The sequence below is a fragment of the Streptomyces sp. GDS52 genome, assembly GCF_052246875.1.
Taxonomy (GTDB): domain Bacteria; phylum Actinomycetota; class Actinomycetes; order Streptomycetales; family Streptomycetaceae; genus Streptomyces; species Streptomyces cathayae.
The window spans coordinates 6,225,601-6,242,500 of record NZ_CM125966.1 but is presented as its reverse complement, the minus strand read 5'-3'; the positions used below and the strand labels follow the sequence as shown (position 1 = coordinate 6,242,500).

The following is a 16,900-nucleotide window of genomic DNA, read 5'->3' as shown; positions in this document are numbered from 1 at the left end:
GCGGGTTTTCCTCCGGGCGCTTCCCTTCGGTCTTGCGTTTCCGACTCTATCAGTGTTTTTCCGACCCCCTGACCACCGTCCTGCAGGCATGCAGAAGGTGATCTCGAGATAAGATCTGATGAGTTGGGCCGCCGAGAGGCAGGATGCATGTGATCGCATCGCTCACCCTCAGGCAGGTGCTCGACTGTACATGGGGCCGCGGAGTGGGCGCAAATCACTGCGAGATGTGGTCTAGACCTCTAATCAGTTCTCTCGCACGGAACCGGTACTACCTATGACATACCCTGCATCACAGTGCGCCGTCCGAGAAAGTAGTGACGGGCTCCTACAGATCTCCGCCTCTGGGAGGCTTCCCATGACCACCGTGACGTCCCCGCTCGCAGGACGGGCCATCGGACTGGAGTCCGTGCCCGATCCCGTCTTCTCCGGGGCCATGGTCGGCCCAGGTACAGCGATCGACCCTGTACGGGAGCCCTCCGCAGCCGTCTCCCCCGTGGACGGTGTCATCGTCTCTCTCCACCCGCATGCGTTCGTCGTCGTCGACGAGAGTGGACACGGTGTGCTGACGCATCTCGGCATCGACACCGTGCAGCTCAACGGCGAGGGCTTCGAGCTGCTCGTCAACAAGGGCGACACCGTGACCCGTGGTCAGAGCATCGTGCGCTGGGACCCTGCCGCCGTCGAGGCCGCCGGCAAGTCCCCGGTGTGCCCGGTCGTGGCCCTGGAAGCCACCGCGGACGCTCTCTCCGAGCTGCGTGACGACGGCGAAGTGAAGGCCGGCGACAGTCTCTTCTTCTGGAAGTGACGTCAGTGCCGTTCCATTGACGGCGAGCAGGGCAACCAACTCGGTGGCGTGAGCCGCCGCATTATCGGAGACGGGTGAGATGGAGACAACGCTGCGAGGCGTCGGCGTGAGCCACGGTGTGGCGATCGGCGAGGTTCGGCACATGGGAACGGCCGTGCTCGAACCGCCGGCCAGGCAGATCCAGGCGGAAGAGGCGGAGCGTGAACAGGGACGCGCCCGCAAGGCCGTGGAGGCTGTGGCGGCCGACCTGATGGCGCGCGGCAATCTGGCGGGCGGTGAGGCCCAAGCGGTCCTCGAGGCTCAGGCCATGATGGCCCAGGACCCCGAGCTGATGACGGACGTGGAGCGCCGTATCTCTGCGGGCAGCACTGCCGAGCGTGCGGTGTACGACGCGTTCGCCGCGTACCGCGAGCTGCTGGCCGCCGCCGGTGAGTATCTGGCGGGCCGTGTGGCCGATCTCGACGACGTTCGGAACCGGATCGTCGCGCGGCTGCTCGGCGTACCGATGCCGGGTGTCCCGGACAGTGACGAGCCGTACGTCCTGGTGGCTCGGGATCTGGCGCCGGCGGACACGGCGCTGCTGGACCCCACCCTGGTGCTCGGCTTTGTGACTGAGGAAGGTGGGCCCACCAGCCACAGCGCGATCCTGGCGCGGGCGCTCGGTGTGCCGGCCGTGGTGGCCCTGCCGGGTGCGGGTGAGCTCGCCGAGGGGACGATGATCGCGGTGGACGGCAGCACCGGTGAGATCTTCGTGAACCCGAGCAAGGAGAAGAAGGGGCAGCTCGAGGCTGCGGCGGCCGCGCGCAGGGCGTCGCTGAGCGCGTCGACCGGGCCCGGTGCGACCGCCGACGGTCACACGGTGCCGCTGCTGGCGAACATCGGCGGTCCGGCGGATGTGGCGGCCGCGGTCGAGGCGGGCGCGGAGGGCGTCGGCCTCTTCCGCACCGAGTTCCTCTTCCTGGACGACAGCAAGAACGCCCCCTCCGAGGAGAAGCAGGTCGAGGCCTACCGTCAGGTGCTCGAGGCCTTCCCCGAGGGCCGTGTGGTGGTGCGCGTGCTGGACGCGGGCGCGGACAAGCCGCTGGACTTCCTCACCCCGGCCGATGAGCCGAACCCGGCACTGGGTGTGCGTGGTCTGCGGTCGCTGCTCGACCACCCGGAGGTACTGCGTACCCAGCTGTCGGCGCTGGCCAAAGCCGCGGAGGGGTTGTCCGTCCAGCTCGAGGTGATGGCCCCGATGGTGGCGGACCGTACCGACGCCAAGGCTTTCGCCGACGCGTGCCGTGAGGCGGGCCTGCGTGCGAAGTTCGGTGCGATGGTCGAGATTCCGTCGGCCGCGTTGCGTGCGCGCTCGATCCTGCAGGAGGTCGAGTTCCTTTCCCTGGGGACGAATGACCTCGCGCAGTACACGTTCGCCGCGGACCGTCAGGTGGGCGCGGTGTCCCGGCTGCAGGATCCGTGGCAGCCCGCGCTGCTCGACCTGGTGGCGCTGTCCGCCGAGGCGGCGAAGGCCGAGGGCAAGAGCTGCGGTGTCTGCGGTGAGGCCGCTTCCGACCCGCTGCTCGCTTCGGTGCTGACCGGTCTGGGTGTCACCTCCCTCTCCATGGGCGCGGCGTCCATCCCTTATGTGCGTGCGGCGCTGGCGAAGTTCACGCTGGCTCAGTGCGAGCGGGCCGCGGCGGCGGCTCGCGCGACCGACAGCGCCGAAGAGGCCCGCAGGGCCGCTCAGGCAGTGCTGTCGGGCGAGTAGCCGGCCGGGCAGGCAGGTAGATCGGCCGGCCCGCTCTTCGTGAGGGGCGCTCCAGGTGCTGGGGCGCCCCTTTTCCTTCCCTCCGATCCTCCGATCCCCTTTTGCGTTTTCCGTTCGTGTTCAGTGGCGGTGGGTCGGGCCCGGGCTCCCGTCCGCGAGGTCGGGCGGCTCGCAGTAGTCGACGTTGGACTCGGGTGAGATGAGGTCTCCGGATTCCACGTCGGTGCAGTAGGCGTCGAAGACCTCTCCCGCGGTGAGGGGTTCGAGGCCGTGGGCGCGCAGCCGCCAGCCGTGGATGCGGTCGGCGGTGCCTGGTGCGGTGGTCCGCATGACGAGTCCGCCCGGGCTGCCGGTGGCGAGGCCGACTGCCAGCACCGTGGTGAATTCGAGGAGCTCGGCGTCGTCCAGCTCCATATGTCCGTCGTTGTCGTCGGCGTGCAGGACGGCGACCAAGGTCTGGGGCGGTCCGGAGACACTGCAGACGAGGTGCCGGTTGCCGGGTCCCGCGGTGTCGAGGATGCGGACGATCAGCTGGGAGGCGCGGGCGAAGGCCTCGCGGCCCAGGTCCTCACCACACGAGGCGCAGGCGCCGAGGCGGGCGAGGAGGGTGGTCGCGTACTCCCAGGTCGCCCGGCGGACCGCCTCGTCGACGAGGGCGGGCAGGAGGTCGGCCAACGGCTGTCCCTCGTAGGGGACGGTGGGTCCGGTGGCCGCGAGTTCGGCGGTGAAGCGGGTGCGGCTGGTGCGGCGGTCGGGGTCGAGGCCCGAGCGCGCGCAGAATGCCGCGTACTCCTCGGGGTCGAAGAGGGCCAGTGTCGTGTGGTCGCCCTGCAGGGCACGTGTCCTGAGGACGGCCTCCATCTGTTCGAGGTACACGGCGTGGTCGTCGAAGACGAAGCTTCGGTAGTGCCGCATGGCACGGAAGTCGTGCTCGTCCGTCAGCACCCCGATGGTGCCCGCGATTTCCCGGCGCAGGACACGTCGGACGGTTCGGTGGTCGGTGTACGTCATGTCTCCCCCTGCACAGTCGATCAGTACTCACTCACAGTAACCGGGAGCACTGACAGCGGCGTACGGCGGTGACGGTGGGTGGCGACGGGCCGGCCGGGTGACCGGCCGGTCCTCGTCCGGGGAGGGTCAGGTGCGTCGGCGGGCCAGGTCCTCGTAGAACGTGAGCAGGGCCAGGTCGTCGACGGACCCCGGGTTGACCGCCTTCTCCAGCGGCGTGCCCTGGAGGAGGCGTTTGACCGGGACCTCGATGCGCTTGCCGGTCAGGGTGTGCGGCACCCCGGGGACCTCGATGATCTCGTCCGGGACGTGGCGTGGCGACAGTTGCTCACGGATGGTCCGCCGGATGAGTCCCTTCAGGTCCTCGTCGAGCACGGTGCCCGGTGTCAGGTGCACGAACAGGGGCATCCAGTAGCCGCCGTCGGGCTGTTCGACGCCGATGACGAGGGATTCCTTGATCTGAGGAAGACGTTCGACGGCCTCGTAGATGTCCGCCGATCCCATGCGGACGCCCTGGCGGTTGAGCGTGGAGTCGGAGCGGCCGTGGATGACGACGGAACCGCGCGAGGTGAGGGTGATCCAGTCGCCGTGCCGCCACACGCCGGGGTAGGTGTCGAAGTAACTGTCGTGGTAGCGGCTGCCGTCGGGGTCGTTCCAGAAGTGGATCGGCATGGACGGCATCGGGTGGGTGACCACGAGTTCGCCGACCTCGTCGGTCAGGGGTGTGCCGCTCGGGTCCCAGGACTGCAGGTCGGTGCCCAGACCGGGTGCCTGCAGCTCGCCGATGTACACGGGGAGGGTGGGTACGGCTCCCGCGAAGCAGGAGCAGACGTCCGTACCGCCGCTGACGGAGGCGATCCACAGGTCGGCCCCGCTCTCGGCGAACTCGTCGTGCAGCCAGCGGAAGCCGTCGGGCGGCAGGGGGGAGCCGGTGGTGGCGACGCACTGCACCGCGGAGAGGTCGAAGTCGCGGGCGGGGTGCACGTCGGCCTTGCGGCAGGCCATGACGTACGCGGCGGAGGTGCCGTAGAAGGTGGCGCCGGTGCGTTCGGCGATCCGCCACTGGGCGCCCGTGTCCGGGTAGCCGGGACTGCCGTCGTACAGGACGATCGTCGTTCCGGTGAGGAGGCCGGAGACGAGGAAGTTCCACATCATCCAGCCGGTCGACGTGTACCAGAAGAAACGGTCCTCCGGACCCAGGTCGCAGTGCAGTCCGAGCTGCTTGAGGTGTTCGACCAGGATGCCGCCCTGGGACTGGACGATCGCCTTCGGCAGTCCGGTGGTACCGGACGAGTAGAGCACCCACAACGGATGCTCGAAAGGCACCTGCTCGAAGACCGGTTCGGTGTCCGCGGAGGTCAGGGCCGACCAGTCCAGCGCTCCGTCGGGGGCGTCGGTCCCGAGCAGGGGGATGTGCACGACCGCACGCAGGGTGGGCAGTTCACGGCGGAGTTCGGCGACGACGTCGCGGCGGTCGTGCTCCTTTCCGCCGTAGCGGTATCCGTCGACGGTGAACAGGACGACCGGTTCGACCTGCTGGAAACGGTCGAGCACGCTGCGGGCGCCGAAATCGGGTGCGCAGGAGGTCCACACGCCGCCCACCGCCGCGGTGGCCAGGAAGGCGACGACGGCCTGCGGGATGTTGGGGAGGTAGCCGCTGACGCGGTCTCCGGGACGTACGCCCAGGGCGCGCAGCTCGGCGGCGAGGGAGCCGACCCGGCGGCGCAGCTCGGCCCAGGTGACGGGCCTGGGGTCATGGGTCTCGTCGACGTGCAGGAGCGCCGGCTCGTCCGCGCGGGCGGCCGCCGCGCGGAGGGCGTGTTCGGCGTAGTTGAGGGTGGCACCGGGGAACCACTGGGCGCCGGGCATCGAGCGGTCGCCCAGCACGCGTGCGTAGGGGGTCGAGAAGCGGACGTCGAACCACTCCGTGACGGCCTTCCAGAAGGTTTCCGGCTCGTCCACGGACCAGCGGTGCAGTGCCGCGTAACCGCCCTCGGCGGGGGCACCGTGCCGCTCGGCGGCCCATGCCTGGAACGTGGTGATCCTGGCCCGGGCGATGCGCTGTGGATCAGGCTGCCAGAGCGGCTGGGGGTTCTCGGTCGACATGGTCGGCTCCCGGACTGTGCGCGTCGTGTGCGTCCTGCGCGCACGGGCTGGGGTGTGCGCGTGACGCGGCTGACAGGAACGATGCCATGTGATCGTCTTCGGAACCAGGGTGCGCCCCCGCGACCCGTGTCGTGAAGATGTGACCCGATCATGGGTGAACGGCAGTTGAACGACACCCGTGTGACGTGCACGCAATGGCAGGGTGAGCACCATGGACGGTCGTGGCCTGGTGCGTTCGGTGAGATCGGTCGGTTCGGTGGGCGCGGCACGGGGGTTGCGTACCGTACGGGCGGCGTGGCGCAGGCGACAGGCCGACGCCGCCGGGCTGCCGCCCCGGGGGACGGAGCGCGCACGGACGCCCGGACAGGTGCGGGAGGTGGAGCCCGGGCCCGGGGGCGGTGTCGTCCGGTTCAGCCGCTCCGAGCTGCGGATCCTCGTCGCCGTGAACGGCGCCGTCTTCTGGGGCTGGGACGGGGCGGCTCCCGAGCCGTCGTACGCGCTGGCCGGCCGCTGTCCCGATCCGGATCCGCGGGCGGTGCTGGAGCCGGACACGGACGGCGGCTGGCGTGTGGTCGCCGAGCGGGTGACGGTCGCCGTCTCACGGCTCGGCTCGGTGGAGGTGCTCACCCCGGGAGGCGTGGTGCTGCGGCGTGATCTGCCGCCGCGCTGGTGGGAGCCGACAGGAGGGGGCACCGCGCGCTGGATGCAGCGGTCGGAGGTGCGGGCGGACGCCCGGTTCTTCGGGCTCGGGGGGCGCGCTTTCGGGCCGGGGCTGCGGGACGGCACCTACCGGTTGTGGAACACGGGCCCCGGTCGCGCTGTCGGGCCCGGTGACGATCCGCGCCCCATCACGATGCCGGTGCAGCTGGTGGTGGCCGACGCGGGCACGCATCTCGCGTTCCACGACAGTTCGTGGGACGGCACGGTGACCCTGCGGGAGGGCGCGGAGGGCGCCGGCTCCGGGCACGACCGGACCGGGACGAGCACGCTGCGGATGGACGGGGGCCCGCTGCGCTGCTGGGTGATGGTGGGCACCCCCGCACGGGTGCTGCTCGCCTGGGGTTCGCTGACCGGTGCGCCCGCGCTGCCGCCCGCGTGGGCGCTCGGCCACCATCACGCGCGGTGGGGCCGGGGCGGCGAGCAGGAGGTGCGGCGGACCGTCGCCCGCTACCGGGAGCACGGGTTGCCGCTCGACGCCGTCCATCTGGGCGTCGACCACCACGACGCGCACCAGGTGTTCACCGTCGACCGGGAGCGGTTCCCGAGGCTGCCGGCGCTCGCCGACGAGCTGCGGCGGGACGGGATCCGGCTGGTGTCGGCCATCGGCCCGGCGGTCGCCGCCGAGGGCGGCGACGCCGTGCACGACTCGGGTGCGGCGCAGGAGGCGTTCGTGCGGGGCGCCTCGGGAGAGGTCGTTCAGGGCGTCTCCTGGTCCGGAGACGTGGTGTTCCCGGACTTCACCCACGCGCGCGTGCGCCGGTGGTGGGGCGGTCTGTACACGGAGCGGCTGGAGCAGGGTTTCGCGGGTTTCTGGCACGACCTGAACGAGCCGACGTCGTTCACCGCGTTCGGGGAGCCGACGCTTCCCCGTTCGGCACGGCACGCCCTGGACGGGCGGGGCGGCGATCATCGTGAGGCGCACAACGTGTACGCGCTGTGCATGGCCAGGGCGGCCTACGAGGGGCTGCGGACGCTGGTGCCGCAGGAGCGGCCGTTCGTGTTCTCGCGTTCGGGGTGGGCCGGGATGCAGCGCTACGGAGGGACGTGGTCGGGGGAGGTGGCCACGGGCTGGCCCGGGCTGCGGGCCTCCCTCGCCCTGGTGATGGGGCTCGGGTTGTGCGGTGTCCCGTATGCGGGGCCGGACGTCGGCGGGGTCGACGGGGACGCGTCCGCAGAGCTGTATCTGCGGTGGCTCCAGCTGGGTGCCCATCTGCCGCTGTTCCGCACGCACGCGGGGGCGGGGAACAGGGAGCCGTGGGAGTTCGGTGCCGAGGTGGTGCGGCACGCGCGCGCGGCCCTCGTCGGGCGTCGCCGGCTGCAACCGTACTTCGTGACGCTGGCCCATCTGGCCCGGCACACCGGGGCTCCCTGTGTGCGGCCGCTGTGGTGGTCGGCGCCGGAGGAGCGCGCGTTGCGCGACTGCGGGGACACCTTCCTGCTCGGTGACTGTCTGCTGGTGGCACCGGTGCTGGTGCCGGGGGTGGAACGGCGTACGGTGCGGCTGCCCGGCGGGCGTTGGTACGAGTCGGCTACGGGACGGGCGTACGACGGGCCCGCCCAGGTGCTGGTCGACGCGCCCCTGGACCGCATTCCGGTGTTCGCCCGTGCGGGCGCCGTGATTCCCGTGCGCGGGCAGGACGGGGGGCTGGAGCTGGAGGTGTGGGCGCCCGTGCGGGGGCGGACCGGGGGCGGGACGGTCGTCGCGGATGTCGGCGACGGCTGGGAGGAGCCGGAGATCGAGCGGTACGGCGTCCGCTGGGCGGGAGCCCGGATCGTCGTCGAGCGGGAGGGGAAGGGCGGCGCCCGCGAGTCGCCCTACCCGGTGCGGGTGCGCGGGCTCGGGCCGCGCTGAGCCGTGCCGGGGCGGGCCGACGTCAGATGTACCGGCCCTCGAACCAGGCCCGCGCGGCCCGCGTGTGCAGCGGGAAGGCGAGCTCCTCCGCGCGGCGCAGCAGGTGCCGGCCTTCCGTCTCGTCCGTGGCGGCGAAGGCCGGCAGGCCTTCCGCGGGACGTTCCGGGAGAAGACCGAACAGCAGGAGGTGTCCGTCGGGCGCACTCATGGCGTCCGCGAGCCGCACCTCCCGGCTCGTCGCGTCGATGCCGGTCTCCTCACGGAGTTCGCGTACGACGGCCTGGCGCCAGTCCTCCCGGTCGTCGATGTACCCGCCGGGCAGGGCCGTGCCTCCGCGCGCGGGGGCGATGGAGCGGGTGATGACGACCAGGGCGGTGCCCTTCGCGTCGTACACGGGCTGGAGGGCGACCGCGACCGGCAGCGGGTTGCGATAGGCGACGGCACCGCATGCCGGGCAGCGCCGGGGCCAGCCGGAGACGCCCGCGCCGAAGGACGTGCCGCAGCTCGAACAGTGGGAGTCCGGCACGGGGGCGAGGTCCGGGCCGGGGGTTCGGTTTCTGGGCACGGGCGGACTGTAGCCGATCACGGCGGGGGTGTCTTCGGAGTGTCTCGAGGAGCAGCCCGTCGGCCCGTTGTCCCCCCTGTGTGCGGGAGGTACGGGACACGTCCGGGTGCGCTTCAGACGGTGACGGTCCGGCGGCGCTGGGCCGCCTGTGCCATGGCGTGCTGGACGACACCGATGAGCACTTCCTTGACCGACTCGCGGTCCCGGGCATCGCCCATCACGAGCGGTACGTGCGCGTCGAGGTCGAGGGCCCGTCGGACGTCCTCGACCGGGTGACGCGGGGCTCCCTCGAAGCAGTTGACGCCGACGAGGAACGGTATGGAGCGCCGCTCGAAGTAGTCGACGGCCGCGAAGCAGTCCTCCAGCCGCCGGGTGTCGGCGAGCACCACAGCCCCGAGGGCACCCTCGGCCAGCTCGTCCCACATGAACCAGAACCGCTCCTGGCCGGGAGTCCCGAAGAGGTACAGCACCAGATCCTCGCGGAGCGTGATGCGGCCGAAGTCCATGGCCACGGTGGTGGTGTTCTTCGCCTCCACACCACTGAGGTCGTCGACCGGGCGTCCCGCCTCGGTGAGCAGTTCCTCGGTGCGCAGCGGCCTGATCTCGCTGACCGCTCCGACGAGCGTGGTCTTGCCCACGCCGAAGCCACCGGCCACCAGGATCTTGAGCGTGACGGGCTCGACCGGGGGTTTGCCGCGCTCAGAACGCCCGAAGATCATCGTTCTTCTCTCCTGCTCGGTGGGGGTCGGGCGGTGGACCGTATCCTCCGCCGCCGGGGGTTTCGATGACGAGTACGTCGCCGGCGCGGACGTCCGCCGAGTCGCTTCCGCCGAGTTCGGTGACGCTGCCGTCCGCGTGGTCGACCCGGTTGGCACCGGGCGCACCGGGCGCACCGCCCGCCATGCCGTACGGAGGGACCCTGCGGTGCTGGGACAGCGTGGAGACGGTCATGGGTTCCAGGAACCGGATGCGGCGGACCGCTCCGTCCCCGCCGCGCCACCGTCCCTCGCCGCCGCTGCCCGCGCGCACGGCGAACTCCTCGAGGCGGACGGGCAGCCGCCACTCCAGGACCTCGGGGTCGGTGAGCCGCGAGTTGGTCATGTGGGTCTGCACGACGGACGCTCCGGGGAAGCCCTCTCCGGCGCCCGAGCCGGAGGCGACGGTCTCGTAGTACTGGTGGCGGGCATTGCCGAAGGTGACGTTGTTCATGGTGCCGGAGCCCTCGGCCTGGATGCCGAGCGCCGCGTAGAGGGCACCGGTGATGCTCTGGGAGGTCTCCACGTTGCCCGCGACGACGGCTGCCGGGGGCCGGGGCGCCAGCATGGAGCCGGGCGGCACGATGATGCGCAGCGGGCGCAGGCAGCCGTCGTTGAGCGGGATGTCGTCGGCGACCAGGGTCCGGAAGACGTAGAGGACGGCCGCGTTGACGACGGAGAAGGGTGCGTTGAAGTTGGTGGGGAGCTGTGCCGTGGTGCCGGTGAAGTCGATGGTCGCGGAGCGGTTCTCTCGGTCGACGCGCACGCTCACGCGGATGGCGGCGCCCGAGTCGGTTTCGTAGGTGTACTCGCCGTCGTCGAGGGCGTCGATGACGCGCCGTACCGCGTCCTCGGCGTTGTCCTGGACGTGCCGCATGTACGCCTGGACCACGTCGAGGCCGAAGTTCTCGATCATGCGGCCGACCTCGTCGACGCCCTTCCGGTTGGCGGCGATCTGGGCGCGCAGGTCGGCGAGGTTGGTCTGCGGGTTGCGGGAGGGATACCGCGCTCCGGTCAGGAGGCCGAGTGTCTCCCGCTCGCGGAACCGGCCGTTCTCGGCGAGGAGCCAGTTGTCGAAGAGGACGCCCTCCTCGTCGATGGTGCGGCTGTCGGCGGGCATGGAACCCGGGGCGATGCCACCGATCTCTGCGTGATGGCCTCGCGAGGCGACGTGGAAGAGGACCCTCCGGTCGCCCTCCGTGGGGTCACCGTCCACGGTGGCGGGGGGCGCGGTGTCGAAGACCGGGGTGATCACGGTGACGTCGGGGAGATGAGTGCCGCCGTGGTACGGGTCGTTCACGGCGTAGGTGTCGCCCGGGCGCATGGTGGCACCGCGCCGCCGGATGACCTCCTTGACGCCGGTGCCCATCGATCCCAGGTGGACGGGGATGTGGGGGGCGTTGGCCACCAGGTTCCCGTCCGGGTCGAAGAGGGCGCAGGAGAAGTCCAGGCGCTCCTTGATGTTGACGGACTGGGCGGTGGACTCGAGGCGGGCGCCCATCTGTTCGGCGATGGACATGAAGAGGTTGTTGAAGACCTCGAGCAGAACCGGGTCCACTTCCGTGTCCAGGTCGGAACTCTGCGTCACCGCGACGCGTTCCATGACCAGATGCCCGTGCTCGGTCGGCGAGGCCCGCCAGCCTTCGTCGACGACGGTCGTGGAGCCGGCCTCGGTGACGATCGCCGGGCCGGAGACGGTCTCGCCGGGAGGAAGGTCCTCCCGGCGGTGGAGGGGGACGTCGCGCCAGGTGCCGCCGGTGTGGAGGCGGACGGGTCGCGCGGTGGCGGGGCGGCCCCGGTAGGGGGCGAGGGTGGAGAGATCGGGGGGGTCGGTGATGCCGGTGGCTTCGACGGAGAGGGACTCCACGACGATCGGGCGGTCGAGCGTGAAGGAGTACGTGGCGCGATGACGTTCTTCGAAGGCGCTGCGCATGGTGTCGGCGTCGGTCAGTTCGACGGTGAGGGCGGTGTCGGTGCCGTCGTAGCGGAGTTGGGCGCGACGGGTGACCTCGATCCGGTCCTCGGGGACGTCCTCGGCGAGGAGTTCGGCGCGGGCCGCCGCTTCGAGGTCGTCCGCGGTCCGGTGGACGCCGGGCATCGCGGCGGGCTCCAGGGGTGCTTCGGTGGAGCGTTCGCGCATGGCCGTGGTGTCGGCGAGGCCGATGCCGAGTGCGGAGAGGACACCGGCCGCGGGTGGCACGAGGACGGTGCGGATACCGAGGGAGTCGGCGACCATGCACGCGTGCTGTCCGCCCGCACCGCCGAAGGTGGTGAGGGCGTAGCGGGTGATGTCGTGGCCCTTCTGGACGGAGATCCGCTTCACCGCGGCGGCGATGTTGGCGACGGCGATCCGCAGATAGCCCTCGGCGACCTGTTCCGGGGTGCGGTCGTCGCCGGTCCGTTCGCGGATCTCACGCGCGAGGGTGGTGAAGCGGTTCCGGACGAGTTCGGTGTCGAGGGGCTGGTCGCCGTTCGGGCCGAAGACCGCCGGGAAGTGGTCGGGCTGGATGCGGCCGAGCATGACGTTGGCGTCGGTGACGGCGAGCGGGCCGCCGGCCCGGTAGCAGGCGGGGCCGGGGTCGGCGCCCGCCGAGTCGGGCCCCACACGGTAGCGGGAGCCGTCGAAGTGGAGGACCGAGCCGCCGCCGGCGGCGACTGTGTGGATGTCCAGCATGGGCGCGCGCAGCCGTACGCCGGAGATCCGGGTGGTGAAGACGCGTTCGTACTCCCCCGCGAAGTGCGAGACGTCGGTGGAGGTTCCGCCCATGTCGAAGCCGATGACCCGGTCGTGGCCGGCGAGCTGCGACATGCGGGCCATCCCGACGATGCCGCCGGCCGGACCGGACAGGATGGCGTCCTTGCCGCGGAACTGCGCCGCTTCGGCGAGGCCTCCGTTGGACTGCATGAACATCAGCCGTACCCCGTCGAGTTCGTCGGCCACGTGCTGCACGTAGCGGCGCAGCACGGGCGAGAGGTAGGCGTCGACGACGGCCGTGTCCCCGCGCGGGACGAGTCGCATCAGAGGGCTGACCTCGCTGGACAGCGAGATCTGCGGGAAGCCGATACGGGCGGCGAGTTCCCCGATCGCCTGCTCGTGGGCGGGGTGGCGATGGCTGTGCAGGCAGACCACGGCGACGGCCCGGATGCCGTCGGCGTGGGCCCGGCGCAGCGGCCCGCTCAGGGAGTCCAGGTCCGGGGCCCGCAGGACGGTGCCGTCGGCGGCGATGCGTTCGTCCACCTCGAGGACCCGTTCGTACAGCAGCTCGGGCAGTTCGATGCGACGGGCGAAGAGGGCGGGGCGGTTCTGGTAGGCGATGCGCAGGGCGTCCCGGAAGCCGCGGGTGACGACCAGGAGGGTGCGTTCGCCCGTGCGCTCGAGGAGGGCGTTGGTGGCGACCGTGGTACCCATGCGTACGGATTCGACGGGTTCGCCGGAGCCGGCCAGCAGTTCGCGGATGCCCGCGACCGCCGCGTCGGTGGCGGTGGCCGCCCCGCCGGGGCGACGCCGGGAGGGCGCGAGGGCCGGGTTGTCCGAGAGGAGTTTGCGGGTGAGCAGTGACCCGTCCGGGCGGCGCGCGACGATGTCGGTGAAGGTGCCGCCTCGGTCCACCCAGAACTGCCAGCCTGCCATGTCAGTACCCCGCTTCCGCGCCGCTCACAGCGCTCGGAGGCCGTTGATCACATCGCGCAGAATACTCTCGTCCGGCAGTTCGGCGGGGGGAACCGGCCGGTTCACGTGGACGGATTCGAGGTCGACGAGATCTCCGACGAGGACGCGTACCACTCCGACGGGCAGGTCGAGTTCCGCGGCGAGTTCGGCGACGGTCTGCGGCGTGTCACGGCACAGCCCGACGATGTCCACGTGTTCCGGGGAGAGGGTGGGGTCCGCTTCGGGATCGTCCGCTTCGGGTTCGGCGACGACCACCGCGATCAGGTCGAGGCGGTGCTGGGCCGCACTCGAGGTGCGGCCCCGCGTCATGGCATACGGACGGACGACCGGTCCGGCCTCCTCGTCGAACCAGTGGCTTCTTCCCTCGCCGTCAGCACTCATGCCATCCCACTACCCACCCGGAGGCAGATCGGTGCGTGGTTCGGCGTCCAGATGCGGGCCGACCCGCTTCACCAGAAGGGTCATCTCGTAGGCGACCTGTCCGACGTCCGAGTCGGCGTCGGCGAGGACGGCGAGACAGCTGCCGTCTCCGGCGGCCGTGACGAACAGGAAGGCCTCGTCGAGTTCGACGACGGTCTGTCGGACACCGCCTGCCTCGAAGTGGCGGCCCACCCCCTTGGCGAGGCTGTGGAACCCGGAGGCCACGGCGGCGAGGTGCTCGCTGTCCTCGCGGGTCAGTCCCCCGGACGCCCCCGTGGCGAGGCCGTCGCCGGAGAGCACGACGGCCTTCCGTATGCTCGCGACGCGGTCCACCAGGTCGTCGAGGAGCCAGTTCAGCTCCCCCTTGCCGCCTTCGGCGTGGCCGGTCGTGTTCGGTGCGGTCATCGACCGTCCCCCCTCAGTCGTTCTTGGTCGTTCCTCGTGGTGCTGTCCCGCCGGGGCCGTCGTCGGCCTCGGCGTTCTCGTCGCGGCCGCGCTGCCAGCCGCGCTGGAGCGAGGCCATGCGGCTGCGCACTTCCTCCGCGTCCCGTTCGACGGGCTGGGATCTTTCCTCGTTCCGTGGTCGCGTGCTTCGTCTGAGCTGTGGGACGAGGCTGGCCTGCCGTACCCGTCGGGGCAGCGATCCAAGGTCGGGCCGGTCGCCTGCCTCCTGTGGGGTGCTGCCGGGGCGGGACTCCGTGCTCCGTCGGCGGGCGGGCAGGGGCGGCGGTGCGGGCTCCTGCCCCGGGTGGGCAGAGGGGGTGTCGTGGTCCGTCCGCTCCCGGCGGACGTGCTCGTCGTCGACCGGGCGGCCGTGGGAACTGACCAGCTTGGGGACTCCCCTGCGGGGCAGCGGAGCGGGGCCGTTCGCCTGCCCGTCCCTGTCCCTGCCCCTGTCCGGTCCGTCGCGGTTCTCGGGAGCCCGCTGATGCAGCTCACGCCGAGGGCCCGGCCGCTCGTCCTCGGTGCGGCCCGAGGAGCGCCGGGGGCGGAACAGGCCGCTGTGTTCGCCGTCCTCGTCCGCCGGGGCCCCCGGGTAGTCGTCGAGGGCGTCCAGGTCGACGGGGCCCTCGAGTTCGATCGGTCCGTCCAGCAGCGAGGCGGACACTCCGGGCCGTTGTACGGGCACCTGGGACAGCGCGGGACGACGGTTCTCCCCTGGTTCCCTCTCCTTGGCGCGCCGGGGCCGGTCGAGGCGGAAGCCGGCTCCGTTGGTGTCCGGGACGTCGTCCGTCAGGAGTGCGTCCGGGATGAAGACGACCGCGGTGGTGCCGCCGTAGGGGGAGGGCTGCAGGGAGACCCGGACGTTCTGCCGCTGCGCGAGACGGCTGACCACGAACAGTCCGAGCCGGTCGGTGTCGGAGAGTTCGAACTCCGGGGTCTCGGCGAGCCGCAGGTTGGCATCCAGCAGCGCTTCGGCCGCCATGCCGAGACCGCGGTCGTGGATCTCCAGGGTGAAGCCGTTGGCCACACGCTCGCCCAGGACCTGGACGGCGGTGTGCGGTGGGGAGAACACCGTGGCGTTCTCCAGGAGTTCGGCCACCAGGTGGGTGAGGTCGGCGACGGCGGGGCCGGTGACGGCGACCCGCGGCAGTCTGCGGACCTCGATGCGCTCGTAGTCCTCGACCTCGGCGACGGCGGCGCGCACGACGTCCATGAGCTGGACCGGTTTGCGCCACTGCCGGGAGGGCGCGGCCCCGGAGAGGATGACCAGCCCCTCGGCGTGCCGGCGCATGCGGGTGGTCAGATGGTCCAGACGGAACAGGTCGGCGAGTTCCTCGGTGTCCTCGGTCCGGCGCTCCATGCTGTCCAGCAGGGTGAGCTGTTTGTGCAGCAGAACCTGGCTTCGGCGGGCGAGGTTGACGAACACCTCCGAGACCCCGGAGCGCAGTTCGGCCTGTTTGACGGCCGCCTCCACGGCCGCGCGCTGCAGGGTGTTGAGGGCCTGGCCGACCTCGCCCATCTCGTTCCTGTCGTACTCCAGGCGGGGGATCTCGGTCTCGATGTCGACCTGTTCGCCCGCCGAGAGACGGCGCATCACACTGGGCAGTCGCACGCCGGAGGCCTCATGCGCCTCGAGACGTAACTGCCGCAGATCACGGATGAGGCCGCGGCCGATGCGCACGGACAGGACGAGGGAGACGAGGACGGCGACCAGTCCGAGGACGCCGACGAGGACGGCCCAGGTGATGACGCTCATGGCGACCGGCTGGACGCGGTCCTGATAGCGGTCGGTGGCCTGGTCGTCGAGGGTACCGAGTTCTTCGAGCACATGGCCGGCGGCGGTGTCCCAGCTCTTCGCGGTGACTCCGCGAGGCGGTCCGGTGCCGGAGGAGACGGCCGCCTCCTCGGCGACGCGCAGCGGAGCGGACGCCGCGTTCCTCCAGAAGCTCTCGTAGCGGCCCCGGTCCGCGGCCGGCAACTGCGGCAGAGCGATGTCGTACAGCAGCGTGCGCTGGGCCACGAGGTCGGAGACGTCGCGTACCTCTGTGCGGGACAGTGTGCCGACGACGAGGGCCGAGCCGAGCAGGGCGTCCTCGCGGGCGAGGAGTTCACGGGCGCGGCTGAGGTTGAGCAGGGCGCGGCCCTGCTCGTCCACCTCCACGTTGTCGATGCCGTCGAGGGAGGTCAGGAGGGCGTAGCAGGAGTCCACGAGAAGGTTGTACTGGTGGAGGGCCTCGGCGCGGTTCATCGTGCCCTGCTCGACGCTGCCGCGCAGGGAGTCGATGCCGTCGAACGCGTCCAGGACAGCGGTGATCCGGTCCTCGCCGCCCGTACTCAGCCCGTCGCGGACGTCGGGGGTGCCCGCGTTCTTGCGGACCTCGGCGATGGCGCCGTCGGTGGCCGTGCGGGTGGCGCGGAGCGCGGAGAGCGTGTCCGAGGCCCGCGGATCGGCGAGGTGGACGAGGGTCTGGCGGCGTTCCTGCTGGAGGACGCGGACGGTTTTCTCGATCGGGTGGCCGATGTCCTCGACCGCGGCGGAGACCCGGAACAGCTGAGTGACCGACCGTCCCGTGAATACCGTGGCGAAGCCCCAGATCGCGGTCAGGGACACCAGCGGCACGAGAAGCAGCGCCACGATCTTCCGGCGGACGGACTTCCCGCGAAAGCGCATGGCCTCCCCCAGCTCGCCCTCGGGTGACCGAGGGCACACATGTGTGTCAACAAACGGCGCGAGCCTACTACCGAGCCGCGGCCGACTCGAAGAGTTCTCCGGAATCCGAACTTCCGTACCGACGGCGGGACATG

The 16,900-nt window shown here is 71.3% G+C and carries 11 protein-coding genes; 3 read left to right on the top strand and 8 right to left on the bottom strand.

The features are described 5' to 3' along the window. Positions 1-355 precede the first annotated feature (355 nt). Positions 356-805, top strand: a complete 450-nt coding sequence (locus ACTWJ9_RS28500) for a PTS sugar transporter subunit IIA (RefSeq protein ID WP_279337132.1) — start codon at positions 356-358, stop codon at positions 803-805. A gap of 79 nt (positions 806-884) precedes the next feature. Beyond that, positions 885-2,555, top strand: a complete 1,671-nt coding sequence (gene ptsP / locus ACTWJ9_RS28495; protein ID WP_279337131.1) for a phosphoenolpyruvate--protein phosphotransferase — start codon at positions 885-887, stop codon at positions 2,553-2,555. A gap of 120 nt (positions 2,556-2,675) precedes the next feature. On the opposite strand, the gene ACTWJ9_RS28490 is transcribed toward ptsP, so the two are convergent. Beyond that, the gene (locus tag ACTWJ9_RS28490; protein ID WP_279337130.1) at positions 2,676-3,566 is read right to left on the bottom strand and encodes a hypothetical protein; all 891 of its coding nucleotides are present in this window, start codon (positions 3,564-3,566) and stop codon (positions 2,676-2,678) included. A gap of 126 nt (positions 3,567-3,692) precedes the next feature. Further along, the gene (locus ACTWJ9_RS28485; RefSeq protein WP_279337129.1) at positions 3,693-5,669 is read right to left on the bottom strand and encodes an acetoacetate--CoA ligase; all 1,977 of its coding nucleotides are present in this window, start codon (positions 5,667-5,669) and stop codon (positions 3,693-3,695) included. Positions 5,670-5,880: 211 nt separating this feature from the next. On the opposite strand from ACTWJ9_RS28485, the gene ACTWJ9_RS28480 reads away from it, so the two are divergent. Then, the gene (locus ACTWJ9_RS28480; protein ID WP_443294920.1) at positions 5,881-8,241 is read left to right on the top strand and encodes a glycoside hydrolase family 31 protein; all 2,361 of its coding nucleotides are present in this window, start codon (positions 5,881-5,883) and stop codon (positions 8,239-8,241) included. 22 nt (positions 8,242-8,263) lie between these two features. Here the strand turns inward: ACTWJ9_RS28480 and ACTWJ9_RS28475 are convergent, their stop codons facing one another. The 6 genes from ACTWJ9_RS28475 to ACTWJ9_RS28450 all read right to left on the bottom strand — a co-directional run bounded on the left by ACTWJ9_RS28475 (position 8,264) and on the right by ACTWJ9_RS28450 (position 16,766). Then, a complete protein-coding gene (locus ACTWJ9_RS28475; protein WP_279337126.1) occupies positions 8,264-8,806 on the bottom strand; it encodes an NUDIX domain-containing protein in 543 nt (180 codons plus the stop codon). 113 nt (positions 8,807-8,919) lie between these two features. Beyond that, positions 8,920-9,525 carry a GTP-binding protein gene (locus ACTWJ9_RS28470; RefSeq protein WP_279337125.1) on the bottom strand — a complete coding sequence of 202 codons (606 nt, stop codon included), beginning with the start codon at positions 9,523-9,525 and terminating at the stop codon, positions 8,920-8,922. After that, entirely contained in the window at positions 9,506-13,192 is a 3,687-nt protein-coding gene (locus ACTWJ9_RS28465) for a hydantoinase B/oxoprolinase family protein (protein ID WP_279337124.1), read from the bottom strand. Before ACTWJ9_RS28465 ends, ACTWJ9_RS28470 begins: the two co-directional genes overlap by 20 nt. A 24-nt stretch (positions 13,193-13,216) precedes the next feature. Then, on the bottom strand, positions 13,217-13,612 hold the full coding sequence (locus ACTWJ9_RS28460; RefSeq protein WP_279337123.1) for a DUF742 domain-containing protein: 396 nt from the start codon (positions 13,610-13,612) through the stop codon (positions 13,217-13,219). 9 nt (positions 13,613-13,621) lie between these two features. After that, on the bottom strand, positions 13,622-14,056 hold the full coding sequence (locus ACTWJ9_RS28455; RefSeq protein WP_279337122.1) for a roadblock/LC7 domain-containing protein: 435 nt from the start codon (positions 14,054-14,056) through the stop codon (positions 13,622-13,624). 13 nt (positions 14,057-14,069) lie between these two features. Further along, positions 14,070-16,766 carry a nitrate- and nitrite sensing domain-containing protein gene (locus ACTWJ9_RS28450; protein WP_388707819.1) on the bottom strand — a complete coding sequence of 899 codons (2,697 nt, stop codon included), beginning with the start codon at positions 16,764-16,766 and terminating at the stop codon, positions 14,070-14,072. Positions 16,767-16,900 lie beyond the last annotated feature (134 nt).